Here is a 23,818-nt window from a genome sequence, read left to right as displayed (position 1 = left end):
AGAACGACGGTGAGGATCACCACCAGTTGGACGGCGCACTTCAATAAACTCTTCGATCTCTGGGTGAGACACATCAAGATAGATCGCAGCAGCACCGCGGCGCTGGTTCCCTTGAGAGATTGCCATTGTTTGAGAATCTTGCATTTTTAGGAATGGGATAATACCAGATGTTTTACCCACACGGCCTACAGGCTCGTTAATAGAGCGAACGTTACCCCAGTATGTACCGATACCGCCACCCTTAGCAGCCAGCCATACGTTTTCGTTCATTGTGCTTACAATACCATCAAGAGAGTCTTGAACTTCGTTCAGGAAGCAAGAAATTGGCAGACCACGCTTTGCACCACCGTTTACAAGAACAGGCGTAGACGGCGTGAACCATAGCTGACTCATGTAGTCATAAAGCCTTTGCGCATGCGCCTCGTCATCGGCATATGTGCGTGCCACACGGGCAAAAGCTTCTTGAATTGTCTCATCTGGCAGAAGGTAACGCTCAGACAAGGTCGCGCGGCCGAACTCAGTAATGTTCTCGTCGCGGGAGTTGTCAATCTTGATGTCGTACATGGGTGGCTCTCCTAAGCTCTGTCTTTATTGTTTTCGCCGATTCCTCATGGGCAGATGAGGCAGCTCTGAGAGGGTCTATTTTTTATTATTGCACATTTTTTGGGCAATTTGAACACCGACCCCTATATATTGTGTTCCCCGATTTAAATATCATACTAAATATAGCCTTGAAGGTCTATAAATTTGTACCTGCCCTGAGAGCCTTATTTTTCAACACTCTAAGCCTGAATACAATTTCAGGCCATTGTTATTAAATAATAAAAAAAATATCGGACAAATTTCAAGCACTTACAGAACGGGAACAAATGAATAGCAAGCCGTCAAGCTCGATAATTTATTTTTTGCACAGAAAATTTGCAGTCCTTAAAACATCCAAACGGCATACAATTTAAAGAAGATTTCCTCTTTAGAATCAGGTGCCTCACTATATATTGAGAGAGGCAAAAATGAGAAGAGCTTTTTTGCGTTTTAAGAGAAATTTTTTGCTTGCCCCCCCCCCTCACATGCTTACACTCTGCCCTGCACACAAGCGCTGTGCCAGCCACTGGCTGCCCTGTTTATATCTTAGCAAAAAAATTTTTGTGTCTTTTGGCCTTGTCCGCAATTCCAAAAGGATTCTTTTTGCCGCCCGCAGGCCCTGAGGCCTGCGACTCACCTATTCGGTTCGCGCTCAACTAGGCGGGTACATCTAGTGTTTCCTAGTACTTTGCGAAGCAAAGCGTAGCCGAAAGCGTCAGCGCTTTCGATGCTGCCCCGCAGGGTTTTCCGCAACAACATGCAGCGCATGCGGCGGGGTAGCTAAACATAAAACAAAGCAGCCAGTGGCAGGCAAGGTGCAGGTGCGCAAGGCACGGCGTGAGCATGCTGGGATGGTAAGCCTGATAAGAAACAAAAAAGAAAGGCTCCCCGAAGGAAGCCTTTCAAAGTTTCGACCTTACGTCGTCCCGGTCTACTGAAGCAGACGGAGAAGAAGTGAAGGCTGCTGGTTTGCCTGTGCAAGCATTGATACACCAGATTGGATAAGAACCTGCTCACTTGTAAAGCGAGTGATCTCAGCCGCAACGTCAACGTCCATAAGAGTAGAACGAGCCGCCTCAGTGTTTTCAATAGAAGTTGCAAGGTTAGACGATGCGAAGTCTAGTCGGTTCTGTAGAGAACCAATTTCCGCACGTGCAGCGTTAACAGCATCCATCGCAGTATCAATCTCACTTGTTGCCGCCTGAGCGTTAACTTGAGTAGAGATATCCGTTGGCGTACCACCACCAATAAGGTCACTAAAGTTACCAGTGTTGATAGAGATGTTAATAACGTCACCGTTGTTAATACCAACTTGGAAGTCAAGGTTAGCCGCAGCTACACCGCCACCAACAGCAGCAGTATCAAACTGAGCAGATGCCGCGCCCCCGAAGCCAGCGTTAATGTCAGCAGTTGTATCAAACGCATCACTTAGAGTGATCTCTACACCAAGTTGGTCAAAGTTGTAAGAATCTGTTTCACCAGAAGCTACAGCATTTACGTCTAGAGACTGGTACTCGTTTGTACCTGTGTTAAGTACAGAAAGAACGTTGTTCGCGCTGTTGAAAGACACTTCAAACGTTGCACCCGCACCAACAATGTTGTCATCAAACGTGTAACCAACAAAACCAGTCGTGTTATCAATACCAGTACCGGCAGAGTTCAAACCAGTTGTCGCTGAACCACCAAGAAGCTGAATACCGTTAAAGTCAGTCGTACCGGCAATACGGTCAATCTCGTTACGTAGAGCTGTGTACTCCTGGTCCAGGAAACCACGCTCTGTGTTAGAAATTTGGTCAGACTGTGCTGTCGTTGTTAGAGACTTCATACGTACCAGAATGTCACTGATTTGGCTGTAAGCACCATCAGCAATCTGAAGCATAGAGTTCGCCTGTTGCGCGTTAATTTGTGCAGAACGTAGTGCACTCACATCTAGACGAAGACCACTACCGATAGATAGAGATGCTGCATCATCTTTAGCGTTTGGTACACGAGAACCAGACGATAGTTTAGATAGTGAAGACGCACTGCGCATAGAACTTGTACCCAGGTAACGCTGGGCAGTCATTGCACTAATGTTAGTGTTAATTGTGATCATGATCATTTCTCCTACTTGGATCATTTTATTTTAGCCTGGCTACCTGCCAAACATCATGCATACAAGTATGAACGATTTTTTATGTGTCGTCCACACTCTTTGTCACAAGCTCTGGGCGAGCCATCACTTGCAACATTTTTTTATACACACGCGCACAAAGAGAATTCCTGACACACATATAAATCACTGATTTTTCAACACATAAACTTATTCACAAAAAAATCACACATCCCTGACACATCTTCATTTCATGCCATACAACTTCAAGTAAACTGGCTATTCTGCAACGCTCCCCCTTAAAGAAAGACCTTATATATAAGGAACACCTCGCAGAGTTCACAAAAAAACGGCATAAAACGTGCTACATTTAAAAGTGAACAAGAATAAGAAGAGTCCGAACCTTGGATAACTTACTACGAATACTCAGGAATTTAGGCCCTGCCCGCATTGCCGTGCTGGTGGTGGCAATTGTGGTTCTCATTGGTATGTTTATGACCATTATGATGCGCATGTCAGCCTCTGACCTTAGCCTTCTATACGGTGGCCTTACACCAGCAGAAGCGTCAGATATGTCAACAAAGATTGCAAGCCTGAACGTTCCTTACGAACTTCGCGGTGCTGCTATTTTTGTTCCAAGTGATAAAATCGGCGAACTTCGTCTCCAGCTAGCTGGCGAAGGTTTTGTTGGCTCAAGCAGCAAAGGTTATGAAGTCTTTGACGAGTCAAGCGGCTTTGGCACAACCTCTCTTGTTCAAAACATCAATGCCCGCCGCGCCCTAGAAGGCGAACTCTCTCGCACAATTAGCTCTCTGCCTGCCGTTAAGAGCGCTCGTGTGCACCTTGTTCTTCCAGAGCGCAAGCTCTTTAGCCGCGAACAAATTGAAGCAACAGCTTCTGTAACGCTAGATCTCGGTAGCCGCATTTTGGCAGACGAAAATATTACAAGTATTACGCACCTTGTTGCGGCCTCAGTGCCAAACCTACAAACAAGCAATGTAACCATTGTTGATACACAAGGTAACCTGCTTAGCGCTGGTGGCTCTAACATGAGCACTATCGTGAACACGCAACAAAAGATGCGCATGAAAGTTGAGCAAGATTACGAGAGCAGCATCATGAAGCTGCTTGAGCGTGTTGTTGGAATGGGCAAAGTAAGTGTGAAAGTCACAGCAGACCTTAACTTTGACAAACTTACAGAAAGCGAAGAAATTTTTGACCCAGAGCGCACAGCGATTCGCTCTCAGCAAACAAACGAAGATACATCTAACTCTCGTAACTTTGATAACAACCCAGCCATTGGTGTAACAGGTAATGTTCCAGGCCAAGGCGATACAGGTAATAGCCTCAGCGCTGAAAACAATGACGCTGGCTCATCCGAGACAGTTAACTATGAGATCACAAAAAAGATTCGCCACTACGAACGTGCTGAAGGTGCGATCAACCGTATTTCTGTTGCTGTTCTTATGGAAGGCCGCTACGCAGAAGATGGTTCTTACACACCGCTTGCACAAGATCAAATTGATAAATTCTCAAACCTTATTAAAACATCGATCGGCTTTGATGAAGCCCGCGGCGATAGCGTAGAAGTGATTGATATGCCATTTGACCGTAGCGAAGAAGCTGTTGAAGAGGCACCACTGCTTACAAAAGAAGACTATTTCAAGTTCGGTGAGTACGCACTCATGCTGATTGGTATGTTCCTTGTTCTCTTCATGATTATTCGCCCAATCATGAATGCTGTACAAGCACACAGTGAGCAAGAAGTTGTGAACACTGAAACACTGATTAGTGAAGACGGTAACATCATCGCAGCTGACGAAGAAGATGTCGCACCTGAAGAAATGGTGGACCTTGAAAAGGTTGAAGGGCAAGTTCGTGCTTCCACTGTTCGTAAAGTTGTGAGCATTATTGATAAATACCCAGAAGAAAGCATGAATGTTATTCGTGCTTGGATGAACCCAGGAGACTAAGATGATGGCAGAAGCAGCACAAGCTCAAGAGACAGCAGGCGCTAAAAAAGGTCTGGGCTCAAACGCAGCAGCACGCGCCTCAGGTGCCCGTGACGCAGCAATCCTTATGCTAGCCGTAGGGGAAGAAAAAGCCGCAATTATGTTTAGTCACCTTGATGACTACGAAATTCGTGACATCTCACGTGAGATGGCCAACATCGGTAAAGTAAACGCTGCTGAGGTAGAAGAAGTCCTTAACCGTTTCAGTGACGCCATTGGTGGCGGTGCCAGCGGTATTATGGGTGGATGGAAGACAACTGAGCGCTTCCTTAAGCAAGTTATGGACCCAGGCAAAGTTAACGACATCATGGAAGAGATGCGTGGCCCTGAAGGTCGTACTATGTGGGAAAAACTCTCTAACGTAAGTGAAGATATCCTCGCAAACTACCTGAAGAACGAATACCCACAAACGGTTGCCGTTATTATTTCTCGTATTCGCCCAGCACATGCTGCGCGCGTTATTGCTGCTCTGCCAGAAGACTTTGCGATGGAAGTCATGGAACGTATCCTTCTTATGGATAACGTATCACGTGAAGTGATTGAGACCGTTGAAGAGAGTTTACGTAACGAATTTATGCGCAACCTTGCAACCAAGCAAAAGCGCGATAGCCACGAACTTATGGCAGAAATCTTCAACAGCTTTGACCGCGCAAACGAAACGAAGTTCCTTGAGCTTCTTGAGTCACGCAGTGAAGAAGACGCACAGAAGATTCGCGCACTTATGTTCACATTTGAAGACCTCCTTAAGACAGACGACTTGGGTATTCAAGCCATCATGCGTGATGTTGAGAAAGATAAGCTGGCACTTTGCCTGAAAGGCGCAAGTGATGAGCTGAAAGAGTTCTTCATGCGCAACATGTCTGAACGTGCTGCGAAGATTCTTGCCGAGGATATGGAAGCTATGGGCCCTGTACGTGTGAAAGACGTAGACGAAGCCCAAGGTGAAGTTGTTATCATGGCGAAGAAGCTTGTTGATGAAGGTAAGATCATGATTATGTCTGAGGGCGATGATAGTGAGTTCATCTAAGCACGAACCTTATATCATTGACCTGGATTTTATTCAGGACGAATTGCGCAAACAGGATGAAAAGAAGCGTAAAGCTGAAGAAGCCCGCCTTGCCGCCCTTGCCCCAAAGATTACAGATGCTGACGTAAACCAAGCGCAACAACAAGGCCACCAACAAGGCCTGCGCGAAGGGCATGAGAACGGTAAAAAAGAAGCCTCAGACATCTACGAGGCGCACATTGCTTCTATTAATACAAAGCTTGATGACATGCTCTCTATTAAAGAGACATACAAAGCCATGACCCTGAGCTACACCCTCAACCTGCTACAAAAGATGCTGCCAGGCATTGTGGGTGAAGAGCTTGAGAAGAACCTCTCCCCTCTCATCATGCACCATGTTCAAAAGCTACAATCAGCCATCACAGAAGACACACGCTTGATTCTGCGCATTAACGCAGCCAGCCGTGACGTACTTGAAAAGATGATTACTGAAAAACAAGTCCAGCTTCACAAAGATTTGCATATTGAAACCAACAACCAACTGGCAGATGGTGATATCACCCTACACTGGGGTAACCAAGGGGTTGAAGCACTGGTTCAACATAGCTTGCACCACGCAGAAGAGATTTTGGCAGGTGCTGAGGCCACTCACGTGCCTGAAACAGATAAAATGGAAACGCTTGAACCTGCGACTCAAGATGCTCCAAGTGCTGACATTGCACCTGAAGCTCAAGAAGCTGCACCAGAAAGCTCTCCACTACCAAAGGATTATTTTGAAGTTCAAACAGAACCTTCAAATGAAGCTGTGAGCGAGGAAAAATCTGAAATAAACACGCCTGAGAGTGAAGCGCCGAAGCCGACTGAAAATTAAGTTAAGTGCGGCAAGCACGCTTAGGTTTGAGTTTTTTCTTTTTGGGAATGCATAATGTACATAAAACGTACTTAAGCAGGGCAAAAAATCAAAAAATCATCCAAATAAATGATTTTCAGGTTGCTTCTAACGTTCCAATTTGGCCCACTTTATGCAATACTGATATCAAGCTCTATGCTGAGCAATAAGAATAATAAGGCACTGGTTGCCAAATGCGTAAGGATACTTCCGTATGAGTGATGATCTAGATTTGAATGAATTCGAAAAACCGCAAGAGGAAGAAATGCCTCTTGAGTCTGCTGGCGACGAAGTTGTTGACCAGGGTCTAGAAGCCGTTTACGACATTCCTGTTAAAGTAAGCGCTGTTCTCGGTAACCGTAAAATGCAAATTCATGAGCTTCTTAAGCTTGGTCGTGGTGCTGTTGTAGACCTAGACCGTAAAGTGGGTGAAGCCGTTGATATCTTCGTAAACGACCGTCTTGTGGCACGTGGTGAAGTGGTAATCGTCGATGAGAAACTCGGCGTAACGATGACTGAAATTGTAAAAAGCCAAAAATAAGAATTTAAGGAACATCTGACCCTATGGATATCGCTACTCTCATTGGTTTGATTGTCGGTTTTGGCCTTGTATTGGCCGCGATTATGATGGGTGGTCCTATTGGCCCCTTCATTAACGTTCCCTCTATCCTGATTGTAATTGCCGGTACGTTTGGTATTGTAACGGTATGTTATAAGCTCCCTGACATTATTAAGGCGCAGGGTCTTCTGTTCAAAACCCTCCTATTCAAAGTACCTCCAGTACAAGACGAAGCACGTTACATGCTTGAGCTTGCGCAAAAGGCACGCGCAAACGGTCTTCTTGCCATTCAAGCAGACGTTGACCAAATGACAGATGCTTTCCTAAAGCAGGGTCTAACACTGGCGGTAGATGGAACCAACCCAGAAGTGATTGAAGGTATTATGCATGCCGAGCTTGCTCAAATGGAAGAGCGTCATGGTAAAGGTGTTGGTATCTTTAAAAAGTCAGCTGAGATTGCACCAGCTATGGGACTTGTTGGTACCCTAATTGGCCTGGTACAGATGCTTCAAAACCTTTCGGACCCGAATGCGATTGGTCCTGCGATGGCCGTAGCCCTTCTTACAACGCTATATGGTGCGATTATTGCAAACATGTTCTTTAACCCACTTGCCGCTAAGCTTGAGCTTAACAGTGGCATGGAAACACAGCTCAGACATATTTACATCTTGTCTGTGATGTCTATGGTGAAACAGGAAAACCCTAGACAGCTAGAAATGATGATTAACACGGTCCTACCACCAGCAAGCCGAATTAGCGTGTTTGAATAAGGTAAGACACTAAGGGGATAACATATATGCCAGCAATTCTTCTGCTTGGAACTTTAAGTGCCGATAAGGGCACTTTAAGTGCTTTGGCGAAGACTCACGGCTTTGAAGCTTTCCTTGCAAAAGACGTAGAGACAGGACTTGAAACAGCAAGTAAGCATGCTGTTAGCGTTATCTTTGCTGATGCAAGTGCTGACCTCCCCACTCTCTTTGAAGGCATTAGAAGTGCCAAAATCACAGCCCCAGTTATTGTGATTGGCCCAAGCCAACCTGCAGCCAATGCAGCAAAAGCCATTCGTATGGGAGCTACAGAGTACTTCTCATCACCAAGCAATGAAAGCGTACTTGCTCCAATTTTTGAATCTCTTCAGCCAGAAAACCCGAAAGGCGTGATTGCTGGCGACCCGAAAACACTCACATTGATTGAAAATGCACAGCGCTTTGCAAACTCAGGCGCAACCGTGCTTCTACGTGGTGAGAGCGGAACAGGTAAAGAGGTCTTCTCTCGCTTTGTGCATGAGAACAGCCCACGTGCTAACAAATCATTCATTAGCGTCAACTGTGCAGCTATTCCAGAAAACCTTCTGGAAAGTGAACTATTTGGCCATGTTAAAGGCGCCTTCTCTGGTGCTCTTGGTGATAAACCTGGTAAATTTAAACTTGCTGATGGCGGTACACTGCTACTCGATGAGATTTCTGAAATGGACCTTGGCCTGCAAGCCAAACTTCTACGTGCCATTCAAGAGCGTGTGATTGACCCTGTTGGTTCAACACAGAGTGTTCCTGTTGATATTCGCCTGATTGCGACAACCAACCGCGCACTTGAAAAAGAAGTTGAAGAAGGTAAATTCCGTGAGGATTTATACTTCCGCCTCAATGTTGTTATGCTTGAGCTCCCTGCCCTGCGTGAGCGTCCAGGTGATATTTTGCCGCTCAGCCAATTCTTTGCTGATAAGTACGGTGAGCAAAACGGTATTTCTAAGGTTACGATTGACGGCAGTGCTGAAGAGAAACTTCTCGGCTGTTACTGGAAAGGTAACGTCCGTGAACTGGAAAACACCATTCACCGTGCCATTTTGATGATGGGCACAGAGTCCGTTATGTCAGCGGATCACATTATGATTTCACCCATGTCGGCAAGCCGCACTGTTGAAGATAAACCTACTGCACAAGCAGCACCTAAAGGTAATGCTGCTGCTGGCGCTTACGCGGCTGCTGGTGGCATGTTTGAAGGCGGAACAGGCGCTAACCGCCCTGCAAGCCGTATGGTTGGGCATACGATGGAAGAAGTTGAGCGTGACCTCATCCTTTCAACACTGAATTACTGTGAAGGTGACCGCCGCTACGCTGCAGATATTCTAGGCATCACCATCAAACAACTGCGTGACAAACTCACAAGCTATGAAGCCTCACAAGGTGCAGGCGCTATGGCAGGCGAAGAAACCGCCAAAGAAGCTTCCCAATAAACAAAAACAGCCCCGAAGGGCTGTTCTTTTTTCGATTCATTAAATGTGACGATCATCTTTTTCAGCGATCAGGCGATAGATACGCTTTGCGTAGCTTTCATCACCCAGCTCGTAGCCGTCAAAGTTAGCACCACCGCGTCCCTTCGGGATACGCTTATAAAAAGGTTCATAGACATAGCCATGATCCTTAAACAGCTCACCAGGCCTTTCCTGATAGAGCAAGCGCACACCAGTATTGGGTCCAATCGGCTGGTGCTCAGACCATTCCCAAGACACACCCAGCAAATCACGCGGCAAAAAGCGGTTGGTATTTCCGTGACCGAAACTCAAAATATCCCGGGCTTCACTGTCATTGATATACTGGCACACAGGCCTCAACCGACGGTGCACATCCATGCCACTTTCGCTCAAGCTTCCGCTTTCACCTTGCGGCGGCGTATACCAAGAAAAGGCGTCATGTTCCAGATGCTTCAACAGCTCAGCATAGGCTTTCGGACGTTCTTTTTGCATACGGACAAGGCCCATACCATCCAGAATACCCATAGACTGCTCATGCAAGTCATCCAGAATTGTCATACGGCCACCAAAGAGCTGATCCAGCCCTTGAGCGGCCATGGTTTCAAGCGCCAGTTCACCAGTATGATGCGCACGCTTAAACGGGCTTGCAATCACTTCAGGCTGAAAATCCCCTACCCAATCAAAATGATGAGCGGCATCAAAAAAGAACTGACCAACATCGCGACCTTGCTGCTCACCTTCATCAGTCAACGGCAAAACGGTGCATGGCATTTTGCCATAATTGGAAATATCTTCATTGCCGATAGAGCGCCCATGACGGACGATCCACAGCCGTTTATGCGCATACTTAATGCGCTCGAATGTCTCTTTACACTTCATGTAAAACCTCTAAAAACGTATAGAAAGATTAACGATCAATTGATTTATCTCAAACCTCCCTCATTTTTGCAAGGCAAAATGCTTGGAAAATAAACAAAAGAGCGGTATAGTTTCCGTGTTTATTTGTACAAATATTGATCAATGAAAAGAAGAAAAATTATGTCGGAACAGGCTAAAGGGGCTAAGCCCTCGACGAATCCTAAAGACGTCTCTCGACGCAAATTCCTAACTGATATGACTGCGGCATTTGGTGTTGCCGGCGCAACATGCGCAGCCGTACCATTTGTAAAGTCTATGGCACCTGCTGATAACGTAAAAGCACTTGCCTCTACTGAAGTAGACATTAGCGATATTGCTGAAGGCGAAACAAAAACAGTTATTTGGCGTGGTCGTCCAGTGTTTATTAAGCACCGTACAGCGACAGAGATCAACGCATCACGCAAAGATGATACAGCATCAACGCTGCTCGACCCTCAAAAGGATGAAGCACGCGTACAAGACGAAAAATGGCTCGTGGCTATGGCTGTCTGCACACACCTTGGATGTGTCCCTATGGATGGTGGCGAATACGACGGTTGGATTTGCCCATGCCATGGTTCTCAGTTTGATGCATCAGGTCGTGTACGTCGTGGCCCAGCACCATCTAACCTAGAGGTTCCTCCATACGAATTCCTCAGCCCAACAATGATTAAAATTGGTTAAGGAGTAAACGATGAGCAAAAGTAATACACAAAAAGCGATCGAGTGGTTTGACTACCGCCTGCCGATTTTCTCATTCATGAAACATAGCGCTGTTGATTATCCAACACCAAAAAACCTGAGCTACATGTGGAACTTTGGTTCTCTTGCAGGTATCGCGCTTATGCTACAAATCATCACAGGTATCTTCCTTGTGATGCACTACAAACCAGATGTAAACCTTGCGTTTGACTCGATCCAACACATTATGCGCGACGTTGAGTACGGATGGTTGATCCGTAACATGCACATGGTTGGGGCGAGTTTCTTCTTCATTGTGGTTTACATTCACATGGCACGTGGTTTGTACTACGGCTCTTACAAAGGCCCTCGTGAGGTTCTTTGGTGGATGGGTATCATCATCTTCTTCCTCATGATGGCGACAGCATTCATGGGCTACGTACTGCCATGGGGACAAATGAGTTTCTGGGGTGCAACGGTCATTACCAACCTACTATCGGTTATCCCGTTTGTTGGTGAGCACGTTGTGATCTGGCTATGGGGTGGCTACAGTGTTGGTGACGCGACGCTAAACCGCTTCTTCTCACTACACTACCTGCTACCATTTGTGATTGTTGGTGTTGTCTTCCTTCACCTTTGGGCACTACACACGCACAAGTCAAACAACCCAGTGGGTATTGACCTGAAGAAGGATACGGACTTCATTCCATTCCACCCTTACTACACAATTAAAGATATCTTTGGCCTTGGGGTTTACCTGATCCCATTCACATTCATGGTGTGCTACGCACCTGAGTACCTTGGTCACACAGATAACTACATCCCTGCAGACCCAATGGTAACACCTGCACACATCGTTCCTGAATGGTACTTCCTACCGTTCTACGCGATTTTGCGAGCTGTTCCAGATAAGCTGCTTGGTGTTGTTGCGATGGTTGCTGCAATTGCAATCCTATTTGTTCTGCCTTGGCTTGATAAAGGGAAAACGCGCAGCGCTCGTTTCCGCCCAATCTTCCGCCCACTGTTGATTCTTTTCTTCATCAACATGTTTGTACTGGGCTGGGTTGGCGCAAAACCACCAGAAGGCATCTACATTACAATTGGTCGCCTTGCAACATTCTACCACTTTGCGTTCTTCCTTGTTTTACCATTGGTAAACAAGATTGAAAAACCAAAGCCAGTACCAAAAAGCTTGTAAGAGTAAGGAGAATAAAAACATGAAAACACTATTTACACTCGCTCTTGCAACTGTACTTCCTGTGATGTCATTTGCAGCAGGTGGTACTCCAAAACCAACTGAACAAGATTGGGGCTTTAAAGGGATTGTTGCGGACTGGGATAAAGACCAGCTGCTGCGTGGTTACACGGTAGCAACGCAGGTTTGCCTGTCTTGCCACAGCTTTAAATACATCTCTCACCGTAACTTGATGAAAGCCAAGTTCACTGAAGCAGACGCGAAAGCACTTGCTGCTGAGATGGACCTTGGTATCAACGATAAACTGATCTCGCAGCTGAGCGAAGAAGACTCGCAAGCCGTGTACGGTAAAGTTGTTCCAGATCTATCTCTGATGAACAAAGCACGTCCATTTGGTGCAGATTACACATTTGCACTACTCACAGGTTACGAAGACGATGTTCCAGCAAAATACGCTAAGTACTTTAAAGACGGCCTACCAGATGGCGGTTACTTTAACCACGCCTTCCCAGGTCACGTGATTGCGATGCCTGCACCACTTAACGATGGTCAGGTTGAGTACCACGATGGTACAGAGGCGACTGTTGAGCAAATGTCTCGCGACGTTGCTTACTTCATGCAATGGACTGCTGAACCTGAGCTTCTTGCACGTAAGAAGCTTGGTGTTTACATCATCCTTTACCTTCTGATCTTCACAGCGCTTGCTTACGCATTGAAGCGCCAAATTTGGAAGGATGTGCACTAAACAACTCAGTTGTCTTAAATTTTATTTAAAGGCGACAGACTGTTTTGAGAGAGAATTTTCTTCCTTCTAAGACGTAGAGTACTGAAATGTACTTAAGATGTAAGAAGGAAGAAAGGGCTCCTCAAAGAAATAAAAAATTAGGATAACTTATGGGTGACCAAAACAGTAAAAAAGGCTTACGTATTGCGCCAGGGAGTACTCGTTACAAACTGGCGCAACTTGTATTGAAGCTTATCTATAAGCGCGACTGGCACTACATTAGCCCGTGGACGCATTACAGCCTCTCTGGTGGGGTGATCATGATTCATGGTGATAAAATGATGCTAGCGACCCGTAGAGGCGTTGAGCAAGCCGGTTTACTTTGGTACGCAGGTGGCCACCTTGATAGTGGTGACAAATCTGTTGCCGAAGGTGCTGCCCGCGAAGTGTTTGAAGAGTGCTCTATTAAAATTGACCACACAAAACTCACGGAAGAGACAACAGTCAGCATCAAGCTCAAGCAAAAGCAACAGTACTTTGAACAAGCTGATGTAGATCACCTTGCCTTTGACTATGTTTACATGCTTTCTGATGGTGAAGTGTCTCAACTGAAAGACAGCACAGAAATGGTGGGCTGGACTTTCTACACAGAAGACGAAGTTGTCAAGCTTGCCGAAGAAGGCCAACTTGCTAGCTATGAAGCTCTGCCTGTCATCAAAAAAGCTTTCAAATACGCTCGGGAGCATGGTGACAGTTAAAAAGAATACGTTTCTGGGCCTTGGCAAGTTTCCTGATGATATTCAGGAAGCCTTAATCGAGGCTCAGCACCTTATCTCTTGCTCCATCCCCCCTCACCTATGGGAAAACATGACCCTCACTGCAGACCATAATCTGCACATCACTCTTAAATATATGGGCTACCAAACACGCTTTGATGTGAGCGATATTGACGCCCATCTCAAAAACTCTCGTTTTAAAAGCTTTCCACTCACTCTTGGAAAAATTGGTTACTTTCAAGTGAAGAACCAAACCTACATTTGGGCTGGTGTTAAACATAGCGATGCCCTTATAAGTTTCCAGAACAACTTGGATAAGGTTGTGCAACAGCACTTAGGCATGCCACTTAAAGGCACATTCACGCCACACATTACGCTTATGCGACTTAAGCATGTGAGCGAAGAGGACATTGCCTATATCATGCAAAACCTTCCTCATGTACCTGCTCTCACATTTACAGCACCAAAGTACTACCTGTACCAAACAGAAAATGATGCAAACGGCCACAAGGTCTACCTACCTGAAGAGCGCTACAACTTTATAGGATAACGTACCCTATACGAGTGCGAAGCCATCTGGCTGAGCCAAAACCTTAAGAGGTTTTGAGCGGCATAAAGCATACTCTATCCATCTCGCGCGAGATGGATAGACATAAAAAGCTTTAGGCCAAGACACACGCTTGTGTAGCGTTTTATTTTATAAATTTTATATTTGGAAAATGAAGCGCTGAGAGCAAGCACTGCAAATGTCAGCTAAATGTTGATTTTTTATTAACTCCCCCCTACATAAACAAATATGAGGTAAGGCTTTAAATTTACATTTTGGCTTTACCGCCAATTATGTGCTCCGTTCTACCATCTCACAACCCTGTGGAGGGTCCTCTTGTTTGCATCTATTCCACCATTACGAGATGCACTCGGCGTTTTACATACAAAGGAAAACACGCCATGAAAACTCTGATCGCAACTGCAATCGCTCTGACCTTGACCGCAACCGCTGGCATCGCTGGCAACAACGGCTCAGGCCTGACCGATCCGCAGGTTGTACCTGCTGGTTATTCTGCTGCTGATTCGATGAACGCTGTGTTCAACGAAAATGGTCAGCACCTGCGCATGCAGGGCGGCCCCTTCAATCAGCGCAACGGCTGCTTCCCTTTGAAGCGGAAAGTTTCGCAGAACTTCCACAAGCACGTCACTTCCGGTGCCGACTCCTACGTTCTGGTTTTCTCCGAAAACGGTGAAGACTGTCATGGTCGTGGTAGCTGGATTGGTCGTGAATTCACAGCCGATGGCGTGACCTCTGCACGGATGAATATCCGCGGCAACATTGTCAACGGCCTGCTGATCACAACCCTCGACGGCAACCAGTATTTCGTCCAAGAAGGCGAAAACACCATGTCTGCACGTCGTGTGGCACAATAAATCGATTGATTGGGGCAAGCTTTACGCTTGTCCCTTTCCTTTTGCATAATGCAAAACAGCCGCCCAATGAGGCGGCTGTTTTTGTTTTCGATTTTAGAAGTGCCCTTTATGGACAAAGCGAAGGCTTGCTTTAATGACCTTTCGGGCTTGCGGCATAAACATATGACTGACAGGAAGTACAACATGCTCATGCTTAACTGGTAGTTTGGTATTTTCCACCGTCACCTTGCCGTCATTCGGCCCAGGCAAAATAAACACGCTCGATACAGGGTCAACAGTCCACTTTCCGGCAATCACACCGTACTGAATGGTTTCAGGCAATGTCCAGTTTTTGGCCACGTTATCAATGGTACCCAGCTGCTGACCCGCAACCCCAAAGCCACGTTCATAAAACGCATCCAGAATTGGCGTATCCTTCAAGAAGTCTGTAATCTCAGAACCACCATTGGGTGTCCCAAGCATCAGCACCTTCTCAATGCGAGGATCAACCTCACCTGAAAGATAAGAGCGAATCAACAAGCCACCCATAGAGTAACCCAGCAGAACAATCTTCTCTGCTTCGCTACTTTCAATAACAGGGCGCAGAAACTTATCTGAAAGCTCTTCAATGGTTTTCTTGGTACTTGGGTAATTCACATTGGAAACAATGTAGCCTTTTCTGACAAAAGCCTTTTCGAGCCAACGCATATGCGAATCGCTCTTCAAAATGCCATGCAGCATGATTACATGTGTGTTTTTGGCTTCTTTGGGCTTGCCCCAAAACATATCTGGTTCTCCCCAGCTAAAACGTGCAAAAGATACTGTATGCAATACACTTAACACAGCCACAATTTTTAGGAAATTGTTTTTCATAAATTGCCCTTTTCTTCTTTGCTTTACGCTCTCGCTTTTTTCATACGCTTCGCTATTTCAAAAAGACGATAGCTCACAAAACAATATCTTGGTTTAAAGCTATTTTTGTAAAAACAATACTCCGTCCTGTTTTTTAATGCTTTAAATCGCTCAAAACCTCTGAAGGTTTTGGTTCGGCTATTCGCCTCACACTCCTCTAGGCTAGCACTATGCTAATAGAAAATAAAATCAGTTTTACAGCTCTTCAAAAACGTTTCTCAGGAATTCCGAAAATTGTATTTGCAAAAAGAAAAGCCCGCGTCGTGTATATGAAATACATGAGCAGGCTTTTTCTTAGCAGCAAACCAATTTGCAGGTTTGCTGAGGAATGTTTTTAGACGTTAAACTTAAAGTGCATAATGTCACCATCTTTGACAATGTACTCTTTCCCTTCTTGGCGAAGCTTACCAGCGTCTTTCGCGCCGCTTTCACCACCAAGGCTTACAAAGTCATCGTAGGCAACAGTTTCAGCTTTAATGAAACCTTTTTCAAAGTCTGTATGAATCACACCAGCTGCTTGTGGAGCTGTACTGCCTTCACGCACAGTCCAAGCGCGTACTTCTTTCACACCTGCTGTAAAGTATGTCATCAAACCAAGAAGGTCGTAACCTGCACGAATCACACGAGCAAGGCCTGCTTCTTCAAGGCCAAGACTTTCAAGAAATTCACCTTTCTCTTCACCAGAAAGGCCAACAAGCTCAGCTTCAATGGCAGCAGAAACCACAACAGCGTTTGCATCATGCTCTTTTGCGTAAGCTTCAACAGCTTTACTGTGGTCGTTCCCTGTCGCAACGTTGTCTTCTTCTACGTTACAGATAAAGAAGATTGGCTTTGTTGTCAGAAGAGTTAGCTGACGTGCCACTTCTTCTTCATCAGATGTTGGCTCAACGATACGCGCCATTTTACCGTCTTCAAGAGCTTCTTTGTATTTCGTCAGAAGGCTAATGCGGTTCTTTGCTTCTTTATCACCGCTTTTTGCTTTCTTAGCATCCTTCTCAATCATTTTATCAACACTTGCAAGGTCAGCCAGCATTAGCTCTGTGTGAATCACGTCAATATCGCTTACAGGATCTACACGGTCAGCCACGTGCGTGATGTTATCGTCTTCAAAACAACGCACCACATGTGCAATGGCATCCACTTCACGAATGTTAGCAAGGAACTGGTTCCCAAGGCCTTCACCCTTACTTGCACCCGCAACAAGACCAGCAATATCTACAAACTCAATATGTGTTGGGATTGTTTTCTCTGGGCTTACAATGCCTTCAAGGATGTTAAGGCGACTATCAGGAACAGCCACTGTACCTACGTTTGGCTCAATGGTACAAAATGGGTAGTTTGCAGCTTCTGCCGCAGCACTTTCTGTCAGTGCGTTAAAAAGTGTTGATTTCCCTACGTTTGGTAGGCCAACAATGCCGCATTTAAATCCCATGACGAGTATGTCCTTTACTTTCAAACTATATTTGCACCTTTTAATAGCACAGCTAAAACGATTTATAAATGTATTTAAGCTGTCTATCAGCGTTTTACGATAAGTTTTTTGTTTTAAGAAGTCGTGGAAGCGTAAGTGTATCAGGCATACATGCGCTCTGCGAAAGCTGATTAAAACAAAAAAATTGCGTAAATAAACCATTTAGGAGCGTTTTACGCCTTGTAAAAAGCAGCGAAACACCTTACATCAAGGGCATGGAAAATACATTACACATCCTTGATACATCGCCAAAGCGCCTAAAAGAGGCGTTTGAAGCGGCTGGTTTAAAGAAATTTCGTGCCTCACAAGCCCGCGATTGGGTTTTTGATAAAGGCGTCATTAACCCAGATGAGATGAACAACATCTCAAAGGATGACCGTGCCCGCATGGCTGAGGTGATAAGCTTTGAGCTCCCTGAAATCACAGCTGAGCAAAAAGCAACCGACGGCGTTGTGAAATGGCTCTTTAAACTCCATGACGGACACGAAGTTGAAACTGTTTTCATTCCTGAAGGCGAACGAGGCACACTGTGTGTGTCCTCTCAAGTTGGCTGTACGCTGACTTGTCGTTTCTGCCATACAGGAACCCAAGCCCTTGCCCGCAACCTTACGGCAGCAGAAATTCTTGTACAGGTATACCTGGCAAAACGTCAACTAGGTGAATGGCTGGGCAACAAACGTAAAGTCACCAACGTTGTGTTTATGGGCATGGGTGAACCCCTCTATAACACAGATAACGTGCTTAAAAGTTTGCGCGTTCTTATGAGCGAAAATGGCTTTAACATGAGTAGCCGTAAGCTGACTGTTTCTACATCAGGTGTGGTGCCTGATATTGCTAAGGTGGGCGAACTTGGTGTGAACCTTGCGGTTTCACTCCACGCTCCAGATAACGAGACACGTACTAAGATTATGCCGATCAACAAGAAGTACCCTGTTGAAGACCTCATTGAAGCTGTCCGTGCATATCCTCTTAAGTCTCACAGACGTATCACATGGGAATACGTCATGCTGAGCCATACCAACGATACAGAAGAGCATGCTCATGCCCTTGGTAAGCTGATTGATGGCATTCCATCACTGGTTAACATGATTCCATTTAACCCATGGCCAGGTAGCCCGTTTGAGCGCAGCAGCAACAACCGCATGCATGCGTTTGCACGTATCCTTGAGAAATACTCATGTGATGTCACCGTGCGTAAAACACGTGGGGAAGATATTCTTGCAGCCTGCGGCCAGCTCCGTAGTGAATCAAGCAAGAAGAACACGGTTTCACTCCAATACCCATCTGTTATTGCTGAGTACGGAACAGATGCTCAAAAAGTGAAGGTTGCTATTCAGCCTGAGGGATAAGCCCCGCAATCAAGAGCATCAAGGTGATAAAAAACACAAAGAGGAGGCCCATAACCACATTGGCCTCTTCTTTTTTTCCAATGGCTTTATACAAAAGTGTTGCCCAAAGGGGTGACACCATAGCAATTGCTGCAACATAGGCTGGATTTGGCGTCAGCATCATAGAACTATTCTTACTTAGGCCAGCACACACCAGAATTACCCCCATGGCACATCCAAAAGCAAGGTGCTGCTGACTCACCTGAGATACCGCTTTCAAATGAGCTTTTTGTTTCATCGCTAAAAAGGCAATGCCCATCACTGTCATAAGGCCGCTCTGGAACCAAATATATGTCACCACGGCATGCCAAGTTCCAACGGTATCCATCGCCAGTTTATTAAATACATCAATCCACGGAGCAACTGCGACTGTTGGCAAAAGATACATAAACGCACGCTTAGATACATGGCAATGTCTGAGATGGGAAAGTGCCACAGCACCAAGCGCCAGACACCCTAAAATGCCCAACATATGATACGGATGGCTCATAACCAAAGCGCGTTGCTCTGCTGAAACAGCAATCCATGCCAGAAAAACAAGAACCAGAGAAACAGGTTGCAAGCGTAAGGTCACCCCTCCCCCAAAGCGTGCTGAGCTTTCAAAGTTTCTTGCATCCGTGATGGCTGCAAAAATCGCATTCACAGCAATAAAGAGGTAAAACTTAGGGTCAGAAGGCATCTCAATCAGCCACATAACAGGCGTCATAAAAATAAATGGCCAAAAACCACGCCAAACCAACATGACCGTACCCGGAAGTTTGGCCCACTCATTTAGCATGGTAAAGCCAGTTCGAATAAAACTAAAAATCAGCGCAAGCGCTATCCAATTAATCATATAAAGCAATCTTCCTTGACTTTGCCCGTCCCAGCAATGTATACACAGTGTAATTTACATCTTTCCCCTCCCTTTCTACCATATAAGGAGAACTCTCTCATGAAGTTTTCATTGAAACGCACGCTTCTGCCGCTGGCCCTTGGTGCATCTTTGCTACTGGCCGCCTGCGGTGAGAGCGAAAAAGAACGCCTGCAAAGAGAGCTTGCAGAGCTAAGTGCTCAAGTGACTGCCAACCAGCAAATTCTGGATGAGCAAAACTCTGAACTTGCCAGCTTTGAAATACGCAAAGCCGCAACCATTGCAGCGATTGCAGAGGCTGAAAGCCTGAAAGCACAACTGGAAAGCGCTATCGCAGAGCTAGAAGCTATCAAGTACAACAAGTTCGAAGAACAAACCGCAGAACTAAATGCACTTGTTGCCTCCATTGAAAACAAGAGCGCAGCCGTTGCCGCACTCACCACGCAAGTAGAGCAACTGAACCTACAACTGGCTGAACTTCAAGCCATGAAAGATGCTGAGGCGGCTTTCTTTGCTCGGGCCAAGGTCATTGAACCGACCGAAGCCAATGGTGCCATTACCGTGCACAAATTCAAGTTCAAAGCAGATGGTGATACACGGACTTACGTGCGCGTCATTAACTGGGAACGTGAACTGGTGATTTATCATGACCGCAGCAGTGATGCTGCCATGGTTCGCATCAGCTTTGAAGAGCTTGGTGAAGCCCCTTCTGCTGAAAACGGCGAATGGATTGAACCAACATTTCAGCGCTTTGATGGTCCTGACTTTAACACAGGCCAAATCATTGACTGGGACACAGGCGTGATTCTGGACTATGCAGATGATGCTGGCGGTGATGAAAACAGCGGCTTGATGCTCACCACCTTTGCCGGGCAGCCTGAGGCATACCAAGATCAATTGGCTGAAGTTGAAGAGGAGCTGCGTGCAAGCATTGAAGCTGCAAAGTCTGCAGAACAAGCAACCGAAGATCAAACATCAGAAAAAGATAATGATGGGGATTTTATCCTCATATTTTTTGCGATCCTTTGGTGTGTAATTATCCTGCCTCGGATCTTTCGTTAAAAATTGATCCCCCTCTTCATCGAAAAAGAACCTCTCCCATTCGTGGGGGAGGTTTTTTGTTTCATTTTGGGATTTATTTTTTGCATCCTCTACACTCACATCTCCGAATAATCTCAATTGAATCAATAACTCGTAAGAAACTCGCCTTAAAGTTGTCCCATTTTAGAACATGACGTGTTACAGAATGGATCATACAACCTAACCTTCCACACCGTATACAAAGCTGGCAATTCCAGATTGTAGACAAAATATCAACCTACCACACTTAGTAGAAATCATTGATTTTTAAAACAAAATTAAATTTTCGCTTTTCATCAGACATATTTTAGATTATAGTCGATCTTCGAATTGGCATCCGGATTGCGCCTTCCGTTTCCATAAGAGGAAGAGAAGGAAGAAGAAGATGCCCAAAATAGCAAGGAGACTTATGCCAGATCCAGTCGACATTCATGTTGGACAAAAAATTCGACAACGTCGTATGCTTGCAGGTATAAGCCAGGAGAAACTGGCATCTGCACTCGGTATTACATTTCAGCAGGTACAAAAGTACGAAAACGGAACAAACCGTGTATCAGCAAGCCGCTTATACGCTGTTTCCAAATTCCTTAAAGTACCTGTAAGTTTCTTTTTTGATGGTATCGGTAGCACACAACAAAGTGGGCTTGCGGTAGCAGAAAAGGTTGAAGGTCTAGATCTTGAAAACCTAAGCAATAAAGAAACAGGCCAGCTGATTGCTGCATACTACGCTATCGAAGATAAAGGTTCTCGCAAAACAGCGCTTGAGATGATCAAGCAGCTCGCAAAAAGATAACCTTTTAGTTCTTTAGTTTATTTAACTTTGAAAGCCTTGGTGATTCGTCACCAAGGCTTTCTTCATTCCTAGGCGCAACTTTTCCTTGAAGGAGCAGTTTCTTCCTCAACTGTCTCATTTGAAACTTAAGATGAAGTACACGCGCTTGAAATGCGAGTGCCGTCAGAAGGAACCCAACAAAAGCTGAAGCAAGCATCCAGACCCACTGCGGCTGAGAGAAGCTCATAAAGCCAAGTGAGAGAGTTGTGTGATTCAGGTTATGTGCGACAACCCAAAGCGACAGGGCAATACACACAAATGAGAACAGAAGTGCTGTTATTTTTTTCATTGGTTCCATAGCTGATAGCCTAACATAAAAAAAGCGCCCTGTAATAACAGAGCGCCTTTTTTGGATTTCTCTAAGAGTTGATACGCTCTTTAAGATCTTTACCCATTTTGAAGAACGGTACACGCTTACCAGGAACCTTAACAGATTCACCAGTGCGTGGGTTACGTCCAACACGAGCTTCACGTTCACGAACACTAAAAGCTCCAAACCCACGAAGTTCAACTCGATCACCACGAACCAGTGCCGTTGAAATCTCTTCGAAGATTGTGTTTACCACAAGCTCGATATCAGAGATTGGCAATGTTGGGTTTTGCGCAGCCATTTTTTGAACAAGTTCAGATTTTGTCATAATGCTCTCTTATTTTTTACAAATTTATTTCTACTGAGGCAAACTTAAGGCACTCAGCGTATTCCCTATATGTGCGAGTAACGAAACAGCAAGTTGTGATTCACTTAAGTTTCCCATCAACAACTGCTTCAGTAGTGAGTGTTCCTCAGCCCACACATACTCTACAAAAGGAAGGCTTTTGTCAACATTCTTGGTATTAAAAATCCAGCTCTGAGCGTCAAATTGGGTCCCTAAGGCATCAATCAAATTCAACTTAAACGCTTGTCTTCCAGTAACTGCTCGGCCGTCTGAAATCGTTTTCATTTGCGTTTCAGTAAGTTGACGATTTTCCAACACAACCTGCATGAACAGGTCCTGCAAATCCATCACCATATCTTGTAAGTAAGCATCTTGTTTTTGCGTACGTGTTTGCACAGGAAGCGTCGCCGTTTTTAGGTCGCCACTTTCAACAATAGCAGATGTCACACCTAGTTTTTTCATCAAACCACTGGCATCCACAAGCGGCATAAACACGCCTACAGACCCAGTAAGTGTCGCAGGACTTGCCACAATATACTCACCACCAAGTGCAGCCATATAACCAGCTGAAGCTGCCATATCACCCATAAGCACGGTAACAGGTTTCTGTTCGCGAATATTTTTAAGACCCTGATAGAGTGAAAGGCCACCAGTCATGGTGCCACCACCAGAGTTCACATAAACAATCACACCCTTAACATTCGGGTTGGTCTCAATTTCTTTGAGCGTTTGCTCAAGCGCAAGATCCTGAAGGATCATGCCCTCAATGCGAAGTGTTGCAATATGCGGTTCAGCTTTGTTTGGACCAGCTTCTCTTCCAAGAAACATAAACAGACCAAGAACAACCAAACCAATAAGGAAAAACCGCCCGAGACGTCTCGGACGGTTTTTCTGATTCATTTCTACAAAAGTAGTCACGAGTTTGCTCACGCTTTACTCAGCTGATTTTTTTGTAGATTTTTTAGCTGCTGTTTTCTTAGCAGGCTTTTCTTCATCAGTTTTTGCACCAGCAAGGGCCGCACCAAGTGCGTCACCAAGAGTTGCAGCACCTTCAGAAGATGAAGCGTACTCAGCTACAGCTGCTTTTTCTTCATCGATTTGAAGAGCTTTAATCGACAGGTTCACACGACGATCACGTGCGCTTACAGAAAGCACTTTCGCGCTTACTTCATCACCTGCGTTAAAGTTTTCTGGCGTTTGCTCAGCTTTTTCACGCGCTACATCAGCACGCTTAATGAAGCCAGGCATTTCACCACCGATATCAAGAGTAATACCCTTGTCGTCTGCTTCTGTTACTTTACCAGTAACTGTTGCACCCTTCTTGAATGCACCTGAAACAGCCTTCATTGGGTCTTCACCCATTTGCTTGATACCAAGTGATACGCGCTCTTTATCTGCGTCCGCAGAAAGAACGACTGCTTTAACAGTGTCGCCTTTCTTGTACTCAGATAGAGCGTCTTCACCAGATTTCTCCCAAGAGATGTCAGACATGTGTACAAGACCATCGATCTCTTCAGTCAGACCTACAAAGATACCAAAGTCAGTGACACTGCGAACAGTA

The 23,818-nt window shown here is 45.4% G+C and carries 25 protein-coding genes; 15 read left to right on the top strand and 10 right to left on the bottom strand.

Annotated features, from left to right (window positions below; translation table 11 throughout):
- Both VX730_04325 and VX730_04320 read right to left on the bottom strand, forming a co-directional pair.
- The coding region (locus VX730_04325; protein MEC9291609.1) for a ribonucleotide reductase N-terminal alpha domain-containing protein at window positions 1–564 on the bottom strand (564 nt) is incomplete at its 3' end.
- Window positions 565–1,513: 949 nt separating this feature from the next.
- On the bottom strand, window positions 1,514–2,677 hold the full coding sequence (locus VX730_04320) for a flagellin (protein ID MEC9291608.1): 1,164 nt from the start codon (window positions 2,675–2,677) through the stop codon (window positions 1,514–1,516).
- A gap of 401 nt (window positions 2,678–3,078) precedes the next feature.
- Between VX730_04320 and fliF the strand changes: the two genes are divergently transcribed.
- The 6 genes from fliF (at window position 3,079) to VX730_04290 (ending at window position 9,373) form a co-directional block, all read left to right on the top strand.
- Window positions 3,079–4,647: a flagellar basal-body MS-ring/collar protein FliF gene (gene fliF / locus VX730_04315; protein MEC9291607.1), complete on the top strand. Its 1,569-nt coding sequence runs from the start codon at window positions 3,079–3,081 to the stop codon at window positions 4,645–4,647.
- 1 nt (window position 4,648) lies between these two features.
- Window positions 4,649–5,713 (top strand): flagellar motor switch protein FliG, encoded by a 1,065-nt coding sequence (fliG, locus tag VX730_04310; protein ID MEC9291606.1) that lies wholly within the window; start codon window positions 4,649–4,651, stop codon window positions 5,711–5,713.
- Entirely contained in the window at window positions 5,700–6,563 is an 864-nt protein-coding gene (locus tag VX730_04305) for a hypothetical protein (protein MEC9291605.1), read from the top strand. The genes fliG and VX730_04305 overlap by 14 nt, the downstream gene beginning before the upstream one ends.
- Window positions 6,564–6,795: 232 nt before the next feature.
- The gene (gene fliN / locus VX730_04300) at window positions 6,796–7,122 is read left to right on the top strand and encodes a flagellar motor switch protein FliN (protein ID MEC9291604.1); all 327 of its coding nucleotides are present in this window, start codon (window positions 6,796–6,798) and stop codon (window positions 7,120–7,122) included.
- A gap of 23 nt (window positions 7,123–7,145) precedes the next feature.
- Window positions 7,146–7,910: a MotA/TolQ/ExbB proton channel family protein gene (locus VX730_04295; GenBank protein MEC9291603.1), complete on the top strand. Its 765-nt coding sequence runs from the start codon at window positions 7,146–7,148 to the stop codon at window positions 7,908–7,910.
- A 26-nt stretch (window positions 7,911–7,936) separates the two neighbouring features.
- Window positions 7,937–9,373 (top strand): sigma-54 dependent transcriptional regulator, encoded by a 1,437-nt coding sequence (locus tag VX730_04290; protein MEC9291602.1) that lies wholly within the window; start codon window positions 7,937–7,939, stop codon window positions 9,371–9,373.
- Window positions 9,374–9,412: 39 nt separating this feature from the next.
- On the opposite strand, the gene VX730_04285 is transcribed toward VX730_04290, so the two are convergent.
- Window positions 9,413–10,270: a histidine phosphatase family protein gene (locus VX730_04285; GenBank protein MEC9291601.1), complete on the bottom strand. Its 858-nt coding sequence runs from the start codon at window positions 10,268–10,270 to the stop codon at window positions 9,413–9,415.
- Between the two features lie 159 nt (window positions 10,271–10,429).
- Here VX730_04285 and petA point away from each other — a divergent pair, with 159 nt between their 5' ends.
- The 6 genes from petA (at window position 10,430) to VX730_04255 (ending at window position 15,086) form a co-directional block, all read left to right on the top strand.
- The gene (gene petA, locus VX730_04280; GenBank protein MEC9291600.1) at window positions 10,430–10,972 is read left to right on the top strand and encodes a ubiquinol-cytochrome c reductase iron-sulfur subunit; all 543 of its coding nucleotides are present in this window, start codon (window positions 10,430–10,432) and stop codon (window positions 10,970–10,972) included.
- 10 nt (window positions 10,973–10,982) lie between these two features.
- Window positions 10,983–12,167 carry a cytochrome b N-terminal domain-containing protein gene (locus VX730_04275; protein MEC9291599.1) on the top strand — a complete coding sequence of 395 codons (1,185 nt, stop codon included), beginning with the start codon at window positions 10,983–10,985 and terminating at the stop codon, window positions 12,165–12,167.
- Between the two features lie 19 nt (window positions 12,168–12,186).
- Window positions 12,187–12,909, top strand: coding sequence for a cytochrome c1 (locus VX730_04270; GenBank protein MEC9291598.1), 723 nt, complete (start codon window positions 12,187–12,189; stop codon window positions 12,907–12,909).
- Window positions 12,910–13,058: 149 nt separating this feature from the next.
- A complete protein-coding gene (locus VX730_04265) occupies window positions 13,059–13,646 on the top strand; it encodes an NUDIX hydrolase (GenBank protein ID MEC9291597.1) in 588 nt (195 codons plus the stop codon).
- Window positions 13,633–14,214: an RNA 2',3'-cyclic phosphodiesterase gene (thpR, locus tag VX730_04260; GenBank protein MEC9291596.1), complete on the top strand. Its 582-nt coding sequence runs from the start codon at window positions 13,633–13,635 to the stop codon at window positions 14,212–14,214. Before VX730_04265 ends, thpR begins: the two co-directional genes overlap by 14 nt.
- Before the next feature lie 398 nt (window positions 14,215–14,612).
- Window positions 14,613–15,086, top strand: a complete 474-nt coding sequence (locus VX730_04255; GenBank protein ID MEC9291595.1) for a hypothetical protein — start codon at window positions 14,613–14,615, stop codon at window positions 15,084–15,086.
- A 93-nt stretch (window positions 15,087–15,179) separates the two neighbouring features.
- Here VX730_04255 and VX730_04250 read toward each other — a convergent pair whose 3' ends face one another.
- Window positions 15,180–15,938: a hypothetical protein gene (locus VX730_04250; protein MEC9291594.1), complete on the bottom strand. Its 759-nt coding sequence runs from the start codon at window positions 15,936–15,938 to the stop codon at window positions 15,180–15,182.
- A gap of 373 nt (window positions 15,939–16,311) precedes the next feature.
- Complete coding sequence (ychF, locus tag VX730_04245; protein ID MEC9291593.1) at window positions 16,312–17,409, bottom strand: redox-regulated ATPase YchF; 1,098 nt, start codon at window positions 17,407–17,409, stop codon at window positions 16,312–16,314.
- Window positions 17,410–17,663: 254 nt separating this feature from the next.
- On the opposite strand from ychF, the gene rlmN reads away from it, so the two are divergent.
- A complete protein-coding gene (gene rlmN, locus VX730_04240; protein MEC9291592.1) occupies window positions 17,664–18,797 on the top strand; it encodes a 23S rRNA (adenine(2503)-C(2))-methyltransferase RlmN in 1,134 nt (377 codons plus the stop codon).
- Here rlmN and VX730_04235 read toward each other — a convergent pair.
- Window positions 18,778–19,671, bottom strand: a complete 894-nt coding sequence (locus VX730_04235; protein MEC9291591.1) for a hypothetical protein — start codon at window positions 19,669–19,671, stop codon at window positions 18,778–18,780. The two genes, rlmN and VX730_04235, sit on opposite strands and share 20 nt — an antisense overlap.
- Before the next feature lie 99 nt (window positions 19,672–19,770).
- On the opposite strand from VX730_04235, the gene VX730_04230 reads away from it, so the two are divergent.
- Together VX730_04230 and VX730_04225 are read left to right on the top strand one after the other, a co-directional pair.
- A complete protein-coding gene (locus VX730_04230; protein MEC9291590.1) occupies window positions 19,771–20,751 on the top strand; it encodes a hypothetical protein in 981 nt (326 codons plus the stop codon).
- 427 nt (window positions 20,752–21,178) lie between these two features.
- Window positions 21,179–21,562, top strand: a complete 384-nt coding sequence (locus VX730_04225; protein ID MEC9291589.1) for a helix-turn-helix transcriptional regulator — start codon at window positions 21,179–21,181, stop codon at window positions 21,560–21,562.
- 4 nt (window positions 21,563–21,566) lie between these two features.
- Here VX730_04225 and VX730_04220 read toward each other — a convergent pair whose 3' ends face one another.
- The 4 genes from VX730_04220 to VX730_04205 form a co-directional block, all read right to left on the bottom strand.
- Window positions 21,567–21,899, bottom strand: a complete 333-nt coding sequence (locus tag VX730_04220) for a LapA family protein (protein MEC9291588.1) — start codon at window positions 21,897–21,899, stop codon at window positions 21,567–21,569.
- Window positions 21,900–21,960: 61 nt separating this feature from the next.
- A complete protein-coding gene (locus tag VX730_04215) occupies window positions 21,961–22,239 on the bottom strand; it encodes an integration host factor subunit beta (protein ID MEC9291587.1) in 279 nt (92 codons plus the stop codon).
- A gap of 30 nt (window positions 22,240–22,269) precedes the next feature.
- Complete coding sequence (gene sppA / locus VX730_04210; GenBank protein MEC9291586.1) at window positions 22,270–23,157, bottom strand: signal peptide peptidase SppA; 888 nt, start codon at window positions 23,155–23,157, stop codon at window positions 22,270–22,272.
- Between the two features lie 33 nt (window positions 23,158–23,190).
- Window positions 23,191–23,818 (bottom strand): S1 RNA-binding domain-containing protein (locus VX730_04205; protein MEC9291585.1); only part of this gene is annotated, 628 nt, incomplete at its 5' end.

The sequence above is a fragment of the Pseudomonadota bacterium genome, assembly GCA_036141575.1.
Classification (GTDB): domain Bacteria; phylum Pseudomonadota; class Alphaproteobacteria; order UBA2136; family JAPKEQ01; genus JAPKEQ01.
The sequence above is the reverse complement of the archived record's forward strand: the minus strand, read 5'-3'. Positions and strand labels throughout refer to the sequence as shown.